Annotated in this window: 9 protein-coding genes; 5 read left to right on the forward strand and 4 right to left on the reverse strand. The window is 67.2% G+C overall.

All coding sequences use genetic code 11. The features are described from left to right. Positions 1 to 84: 84 nt before the first annotated feature. Entirely contained in the window at positions 85 to 1,191 is a 1,107-nt protein-coding gene (locus ACILQR_RS14345) for a glycosyltransferase family 4 protein (protein ID WP_395652070.1), read from the forward strand. A gap of 123 nt (positions 1,192 to 1,314) precedes the next feature. After that, complete coding sequence (locus ACILQR_RS14350; RefSeq protein ID WP_395652071.1) at positions 1,315 to 3,462, forward strand: glycogen debranching N-terminal domain-containing protein; 2,148 nt, start codon at positions 1,315 to 1,317, stop codon at positions 3,460 to 3,462. Here ACILQR_RS14350 and ACILQR_RS14355 read toward each other — a convergent pair. Beyond that, on the reverse strand, positions 3,459 to 4,283 hold the full coding sequence (locus tag ACILQR_RS14355) for a nucleotidyltransferase domain-containing protein (RefSeq protein ID WP_395652072.1): 825 nt from the start codon (positions 4,281 to 4,283) through the stop codon (positions 3,459 to 3,461). The genes ACILQR_RS14350 and ACILQR_RS14355 overlap by 4 nt on opposite strands. A gap of 27 nt (positions 4,284 to 4,310) precedes the next feature. Then, positions 4,311 to 5,357: an A/G-specific adenine glycosylase gene (mutY, locus tag ACILQR_RS14360; protein ID WP_395652073.1), complete on the reverse strand. Its 1,047-nt coding sequence runs from the start codon at positions 5,355 to 5,357 to the stop codon at positions 4,311 to 4,313. A gap of 20 nt (positions 5,358 to 5,377) precedes the next feature. On the opposite strand from mutY, the gene ACILQR_RS14365 reads away from it, so the two are divergent. Next, positions 5,378 to 5,938 (forward strand): DUF721 domain-containing protein, encoded by a 561-nt coding sequence (locus ACILQR_RS14365; protein WP_395652074.1) that lies wholly within the window; start codon positions 5,378 to 5,380, stop codon positions 5,936 to 5,938. Between the two features lie 3 nt (positions 5,939 to 5,941). On the opposite strand, the gene ACILQR_RS14370 is transcribed toward ACILQR_RS14365, so the two are convergent. Both ACILQR_RS14370 and ACILQR_RS14375 read right to left on the reverse strand, forming a co-directional pair. Next, positions 5,942 to 6,232 carry a type II toxin-antitoxin system RelE/ParE family toxin gene (locus tag ACILQR_RS14370; protein ID WP_395652075.1) on the reverse strand — a complete coding sequence of 97 codons (291 nt, stop codon included), beginning with the start codon at positions 6,230 to 6,232 and terminating at the stop codon, positions 5,942 to 5,944. Then, positions 6,225 to 6,470 carry a type II toxin-antitoxin system ParD family antitoxin gene (locus tag ACILQR_RS14375; RefSeq protein ID WP_395652076.1) on the reverse strand — a complete coding sequence of 82 codons (246 nt, stop codon included), beginning with the start codon at positions 6,468 to 6,470 and terminating at the stop codon, positions 6,225 to 6,227. The genes ACILQR_RS14370 and ACILQR_RS14375 overlap by 8 nt, the downstream gene beginning before the upstream one ends. Before the next feature lie 161 nt (positions 6,471 to 6,631). On the opposite strand from ACILQR_RS14375, the gene ACILQR_RS14380 reads away from it, so the two are divergent. Next, complete coding sequence (locus ACILQR_RS14380; RefSeq protein ID WP_395652077.1) at positions 6,632 to 7,324, forward strand: DsbA family protein; 693 nt, start codon at positions 6,632 to 6,634, stop codon at positions 7,322 to 7,324. Between the two features lie 18 nt (positions 7,325 to 7,342). Further along, on the forward strand, positions 7,343 to 7,852 hold a 510-nt coding region (locus ACILQR_RS14385; RefSeq protein WP_395652078.1), incomplete at its 3' end, for a thioredoxin domain-containing protein.

The raw sequence follows: 7,852 nt of genomic DNA on the forward strand, positions 1-7,852 counted from the left end.
AAGAAATCTCGGGCCTAACGGAACCTGGCAGCGGCGGAGGTGTTGATCCCTGCGGCCCGGCTGAGCGGGTCGGGAAACACCGCCATGAAGATCGCCCAGGTCACCCCGCTGTACGAGGCCGTTCCTCCGAAGCTTTACGGGGGGACCGAACGGGTCGTCGCCCATCTGACCGACGCTCTCGTCGATCTGGGTCATGAGGTGACGCTGTTCGCCAGCGCCGATGCGCGGACCAGGGCGAAGCTGGTCCCGGTGCGCGATCAGGCCATCCGGCTGGATCCCTCGCCGCTGAAGTCCGATCTGGCGGCTCACATGACCATGCTGAGCGAGGTCATGGACCGGATCGATGATTTCGACGTGGTCCATTTCCACACCGACATGATCCAGTTTCCGATGTTCCGCAAATACGCCGGCAAGACCCTGACCACCCTGCACGGGCGGCTCGACATGAAGGACCTGCCCGAGGTCTATGAGCGGTTCGGCGAATACGGGCTGGTGTCGATCTCGGACGACCAGCGCCGGCCCCTGGCCTTCGCCAACTGGCGGGCGACGGTGCATCACGGGATGCCGGCCGAACAGTACAAATTCCACGCAAAGTCGAAGGGCTATCTGGCCTTCCTCGGCCGCATCTCGCCGGAGAAGCGGCCAGACCGGGCCATCGAAATCGCGCTGAAGCTCGGCAAGCGGCTGAAGATGGCGGCCAAGGTCGATGCGGCGGACAAGGTCTATTACGAGACGAAGATCAAGCCTCTGATCGAATCCAGCCCCCTGATCGAGTTCATCGGCGAGATCGGCGATCACCAGAAGTCCGAATTTCTGGGCGGTGCCGAGGCGCTTCTGTTCCCCATCGACTGGCCCGAGCCCTTCGGTCTGGTGATGATCGAGGCCATGGCCTGCGGCACACCGGTGGTGGCATTCAAGTGCGGCTCGACGACCGAGGTCATCGAGGACGGCGCCACCGGCTTTCTCGTCGACACGATGGAGCAGGCGATCGCGGCGGCGGATCGCGCCGGCCTGCTGGACCGCGAAGCCATCCGCGCGCGGTTCGAGCTGCGGTTCTCGGCCCAGGCGATGGCGAGGCGTTATGTCGATGTCTACAACGACCTTCTGGCCGTCCAGCCGGTCATCGCGCCGCCGGTCAATGACGTCGTGACGCCGCTGCATGAGCCACGCAGCTTCGGCAACGTCGCCTGAAACACGGCGTCAGCGGTTCAAGCTGAACCGTTCGCGGTCTGGGGCATTCGTCACTTGAGCGGCCCGTAAGCGCCGCATTCGGGTGACACGTTCTAACGTCCCCAAGCTGCGCACAGAGACCTCATGGACGACACCTACTCGGTTCAGACCACGGCCGCCGAAACCTCGGACAGCGGCGGGCTGGATACGCTCCAGGCGCTGAAGGACGGCGACACCTTTCTGGTGGCCGATACCTGGGGCGACCTGAAGGGCGGGGCCGACGGCCTGTTCGATCAGGACACCCGCATCCTGTCGCGCCTGACCCTGTCGGCGGGGCTGGCGCGGCCGTCACGGCTGAGCAGCGGCGTGTCGCGCGACAACGTCTTCTTCACCGCCCACCTGACCAACCGCCCCCTGCCGCCGATGGGCGAGCGGTCGGCACCGGCGGGGGTGCTGCATATCGAGCGGCGGCGGTTTCTGTGGGACCGGCGGATGTTCGAGCGGGTGCGGGTGGTCAACCACGGGATCGAGGACGTCCTGCTGCCGCTGGCGTTCGATTTCGGGGCGGACTTTGCCGATATCTTCCAGGTGCGGGGCACGCTGCGCGAGAAGCGTGGCACCCAGCATACGCCAACCCACGACGGCCGCCGCGTCACCTTCCGCTATACCGGTCTGGACAATGTCGAGCGGACCAGCTGCCTGTCCTTCTCCGAGCCACCGGCCCGGCTGACCGCCAGTCGCGCCGAGTTCATGTTCAGCCTGCCGATGGGCAAGCGGATAGACCTCTATATCGAATGCGGCGGCAATGCCTGCGAGGCCCCGGACGCCCTGCGCTGGCGGCAGAATGCGCTGAAGGCCCAGCTGTCGATGCGCCAGCGGCGACGGCGCGGTGCCTCCCTGCGTGGCCCCCGCAGCCCCCTGTTCAACGCCTGGCTGGACCAGAGCCGCGCCGACATCGCCCTGTTGACCACCGATCTGCCGACCGGCCCCTATCCCTATGCCGGCACGCCGTGGTTCTCGACCCCGTTCGGGCGCGACGGGATCCTGAGCGCCTGGCAGATGCTGTGGCTCGATCCGTCGCTGGCGCGCGGCGTCCTGACCTATCTGGCGCGGCGTCAGGCGACCGAGGTGTCCGCCTTCCGCGACTCCGCACCCGGCAAGATCATGCACGAGACCCGCGGCGGCGAGATGAGCGCCCTGCACGAGGTGCCGTTCGGTCTCTATTACGGCGGGGTCGACACCACCTGTCTGTTCATCGCCCTGGCGGGTGCCTATGCCCGCAGGACCGGCGACCTGGAGCTGATCCGCACCCTGTGGCCCAATCTGGTCGCGGCGTCAGAGTGGATGCGCGACTATGGCGACTCGAACGGCGACGGCCTGATCGACTATGCCCGCGCCGCCGAGACCGGCCTGTCCAACCAGGGCTGGAAGGATTCGGAGGACTCCATCTTCCACCGCGACGGCCGCTTCCCCAAGGGGCCGATCGCCCTGCTGGAGGTCCAGGGCTATGCCTACGCCGCCTGGCTAGCGATGGCAGACCTTGGGGCCCGGCTCGGCGACGCCCGGGCACAGGCCTGGGAAGACCATGCGCACGAGGTCCGGTTCCTGGTCGAGGACCGGTTCTGGATGGAGGACGAGGGCTTCTACGCCATCGCTCTCGACGGCGACGGCGAACAGGTCCGGTCGATCGGGTCGAACGCCGGGCATCTGTTGTTCAGCGGCCTGCCCTCGGCCGAACGGGCGAAGCGGGTGACGCGGCGGATGCTGTCGAACGAGTTCCGCTCGGGCTGGGGCCTGCGCACCCTGGCCAAGGGTCAGGCGCGGTTCAATCCGATGAGCTATCACAACGGCTCGGTCTGGCCCCACGACACCTCCCTGGCCGTCGCCGGCATGGCCCGCTACGGCGAGCGCGATGCCGTGGCCGTGATCATCAGCGAGATCTACACCGCCGCCAGCCATTTCCAGATGCGCCTGCCCGAACTGTTCTGCGGCTTCGACCGCGAACCGGGCGAGGGCCCCATCGCCTATCCCGTCGCCTGCCTGCCCCAGGCCTGGGCGGCGGGATCGGCCTTCCTGATGCTCCAGGCGGCGCTGGGCGTGGATGTGGATGCTCTTAACGGGGTCGTGACGGTCACCAACCCCACCCTGCCGAACGGCGTCGACCGCCTGGCGGTCACCGACCTGCGGGTCGGGGGCTCCAAGGTCGATCTGATCTTCGAACGCATCGGCGAGGGAACCGTGTTGATGCCGAGGGGCAAGTCGGGGGATGTGCGTATTCTGACGGCGCGTTAGGCGGCATCCAGGCGCAGCGTCGCCAGGACAAACAACTCGTCAGCAGCGGCCTTCGCTTCATCCGACGGGGACTGTGTTCGCTCGGAGCCGATGTCATCTCCCAAGGTGGTCCTGATGAACTCTCGCAGCGGCTCCGGCGTTTGCCCCGTACCCAGTTCACAGCTGACGGCCTTGCGGGCGATCAGGTCCCGGGTGAGTTGGGCAACTTCAGCAGGCGGATCAGCCTCGGCCAACAGCGTGGGAAAGTGCATCGGAGGCAGAAGGCGATCCGGGTGCAACCTGAGCCAACGTACCGCCGCCGCAGGCCGCAAGGCGTAGAATACCTTCTTAAGCGCAGGCTCCGCCTCGCCATCGAGATAGATCGATTGCTGCCGTAGGCCGAGGTGCCGATAGTGGGCTTCCAGCCGAACACGATCCGTCCAGGTCTCGGCGAAATCGAGCAGGGCGTCGCGCAGCCAGATTTCTCCGCTGTAGACGATGGGTGACTGGAGCCACTCCACGACCACCGCATTGCCCTTGAGGATCAGCCTCAGCGCTTTGGAGAGATCCCAGCCATTGACGTCCATGTCACCGACGATCGGTCGCTCGATCACATCGCGACGCGGCCAGATCGTCACGGCCTGGGCCGCAGGACGAACGTAGATGAAACGCGCAACATAGTCGCTGTCTGGCGACGGGAAGCCCCAGGCGCGGCTGCCGCTCTCAATCGCCCACGGGATATGGACGCCTTCGGTCGATTGGATTTCCGAGAGCATCGCATCGACCTGCTGGACGGCATCGGCAGACATGTCTGGAGGGATGGCGCGAAAAACGGGCATCATAAACGGTGGCGCCGAGTTCTTCGGGGGTCAACTGCTGGCCAGACCCCGCGTCAGCGCCTTGGCGAATACGGTCGGCAGGGCCTTCAGCGCCGCATCTGCATCGGTCCAGATGAACTCGCCCTGTCCCTCCGCCACCTTCACCGACAGCGTCAGGCTGAAATGGGTGAAGACGTGTTCGATGGCTCCCGCATCGCGCCAGTCGGCCTCGACGGGCGGCATGCCCGATGGCTCCGCCCCCCACTCTCCCGTCGGCAGGCCCAGCATCCCGCCGAGCAATCCCTTGTCCGGTCGACGAACCAGAGCCACCCGCCCTTGGCCGTCGCGCAGCACCCAGGCCGTGCCGACCCGGTGGGGCCGATCCGCCTTCTTCGTCTTCACCGGATAGCGTTCCGGCGCGCCTGTCGCATAGCCCGCGCACAAATCCCGCACCGGGCACACGAGGCACAGCGGCGACTTCGGCCGGCACACGGTCGCGCCGAGGTCCATCAGGGCCTGGGCCCAGTCGCCGGGGCGATCCTCCGTCACCAGTGATCCAGCCAGCCGCGCCAGCTCGGGCTTTGCAGCGGGCACCGGGGTCTCGACCGCGAACAGGCGGGCCATGACCCGCTCGACATTGCCGTCCACGACATTGGCGGCCCGGTTGAAGGCGATCGCCGCCACCGCCGCCGCCGTATAGGCCCCGACGCCCGGAAGCGCCCGCAAGGCCGCCTCCGTGTCGGGAAACACCCCGCCATGCTCTCCCGCCACCGCGCGCGCACAGGCCAGGAGGTTCCTGGCGCGGGCGTAGTATCCGAGGCCCGCCCAGGCCGCCATCAGGTCGCCGTCCGGGGCGGCCGCCAGATCGCCCACCGTCGGCCACCGCGCGGTGAAGCTGAGGAAATAGGGCGTCGCGTGCGGCACCGTCGTCTGTTGCAGCATGACCTCTGACAGCCAGACACGGTATGGGTCGGTGCGCACCCCCGACCCCGGCGGGGCTCGCCACGGCAGGGTCCGTGCGCCGGCATCGTACCAGGCCAGCAGGGCGGCGCGCAGGGCGGTAATCTGATCGGAAGCGGAGCGGGCGACGTCGGTCATCGGTTCGGCTATATAGGGCCATGGCCCGCGACCTGCCCACGGAAAGCGAGACCCGCGAGATCCTGTCGCGGCGACGGACGCGCCCCGCGCCGCGCCCCGCGCCGCCCGCCGGCCGGGCCCTGGCTCCGTTCATACGCGAACTGGACGAGAAGTACGGCCGGGGCGCCGGGGCGCTGGAGCCGCGCTGGCGTGAGATCGTCGGCGATCAGCTGGCCCGCGTCACACGTCCGCAGAAGCTGACCAAGGGCCGTGCCGGATCGGGGGGCACACTTGAGCTGCGCGTCGCCGGCCCCGCCGCCCTGCTGGTCCAGCATCAGTCGGCCGAGATTCTGTCGCGCGTGAACCTGTTCCTCGGCCCCGGCGCGGTGGAAAAGCTGCGCATCGCCCAGGGGCCGGTGAAGCCCCTGCCCCAGCCCGCCGCCTCGACCAAGGGTGCCCGCCGCCGCATCGACCCCCTCGACGCCGCCGCCGAGGCAGATCTGGCGAAGTCGGTGGAGGCGGCACCGGATGCGCTCAAGGCCGCGCTGGCCAACCTCGGGCGGGCCGTGCTGTCGGACAAGGCGAAGGGCAAGGGCCGATAACACCTACAGGTGACGCGGGGCATCCATACGCTGATCGAGAATACGGATGACCGCCACCCCATAGGGCGCGACCTGGAAATACACGACGTGCCGACCGACGATCCGCCTGCGGTAGCTTGGCCGAATGTCGCTGCTGTCAACGGATCGAACCTTTGCGTCAGCCAGTGCCAGACAGGCCCCCTCGATCTGATCGGTATAGATGACCGCCTGTGCCAACCCCCATTGCCCAACGGTGTAGTCGAAGATCGTTTCGAGATCGCGTTCGGCCGCCGCGCTGAGGCGGTACTCAGCCATACTGCTCGATCTTGCGGCGCTTGAAGGCGGCGAAATCGAACGGCTTGGGTTCACCGCTCTGTTCGCCATGGATCAGGGCCTCACGGATCGCATCGTACGCGAAGCCCCGTTGTTGTTCACGCCGGATCAGGTCTCGAATTGCCTCGCTGTCAGTCGTGTAGAGACCTTCGGCGATCTGTGCAGAAATCCAGCTGTCCTGCTGCTCGGTCAGGGTGATGGTTTTGCGAACGACGGCCATAACGGAATAGTCCTCATACTTCTGGTGCAGATTAGCGCAGACGACGCGGATCGGCCAGAGGCCATGCGACCCGTCCACACGTTGACAAAACTTCGCCGCACCTGTTCTCGACAAGCGTTGTCGTGCGGACCGTCCCTCATCCGGGGAATCGCGCGATCGTCATGACCCGCCGCCTTCAGGACCCCGCCATGCGCGCCACTCTGCCCCAAACCTCCGCTAGACTGGCCTTCGCCGCCATGAGCCGGCGAGCGGCCATCACCGGCGCGGCGCTGGCGACCATGGCCCTAAGCACGGCGGGACTGTCGGCCTGTTCCGGCGGGGCGGGCAAACCGGCCGAGGGCGACATCGGGATGGGCGCTCCCGAGGGGGCCAAGGTCACCGTAGTCGAATACGCATCGGTCACCTGCAGCCACTGCGCGGAATGGCAGGAAAGCACCTGGGCCCCGTTCAAGGCCAAATACGTCGACACCAACAAGGTCCGCTATGTCTTCCGCGAATTCCCGACCTCGCCCGTCCCGGTCGCCACGGCCGGCTTCCTGATCGCCCGCTGCGCCGGTGAGGACAAATATTTCGACGTGATCCACAAGATCATGGCCAGCCAGGACCAGATCTTCGGTGGCGTCCCGCCCCGTGATGTGCTTCTGCCGATCGCGCTCGAAGCCGGCCTGACCGAAGCCCAGTTCCAGACCTGCATCACCGACCCCGAAGCCATCGCCGGCATGGAGGCGCGGATCCGCGCCGGGCTCGACGCCGGGGTCAATGGAACGCCGACATTCCTCGTCAACGGCGAGAAGGTGATCGACACCAGCCTGAGCGGCCTGTCAGAGAAGATCGACGCGGCCCTGGCCCAATAAGAGCGGACGGAAACGAACATGACCCCGATGAAGACTCTGGCCGGCCTGGCGATGGCTGCGGCGGCCCTGACCCTGGCGGCGTGCGGCGGCGGCTCCGGCGCGGCCGAGGGCGATATGGCGATGGGCGCACCCGAGGGGGCCAAGGTCACGGTCGTGGAATACGCCTCGCCGACCTGCGGTCACTGCGCGGCCTGGCAGAACAACACCTGGCCCGCGTTCAAGGCCAAATACGTCGACACCAACAAGGTCCGCTACGTCTTCCGCGAACTGCCGACCCCGCCCGCCGAGATCGCGGCCGCTGGCTTCCTGATGGCGCGCTGCGCCGGGCCGGACAAGTATTTCGACGTCATCCACGAACTGCTGGCCAACCAGGCCGAATGGCAGTCGGGCGCGATCAGCCCTCGCGCCTCCCTGGTCAAGACGGCCGGTGGCTTCGGCATGTCCGAGACCCAATTCCAGGAATGCGTGACGGACGAGAAGGCCGTCGCCGCGCTGGAAAAACGCGTCCAGGCTGCGGTCGCCGCCGGG

The sequence above is a fragment of the Brevundimonas sp. genome, assembly GCF_044239655.1.
Taxonomy (GTDB): domain Bacteria; phylum Pseudomonadota; class Alphaproteobacteria; order Caulobacterales; family Caulobacteraceae; genus Brevundimonas.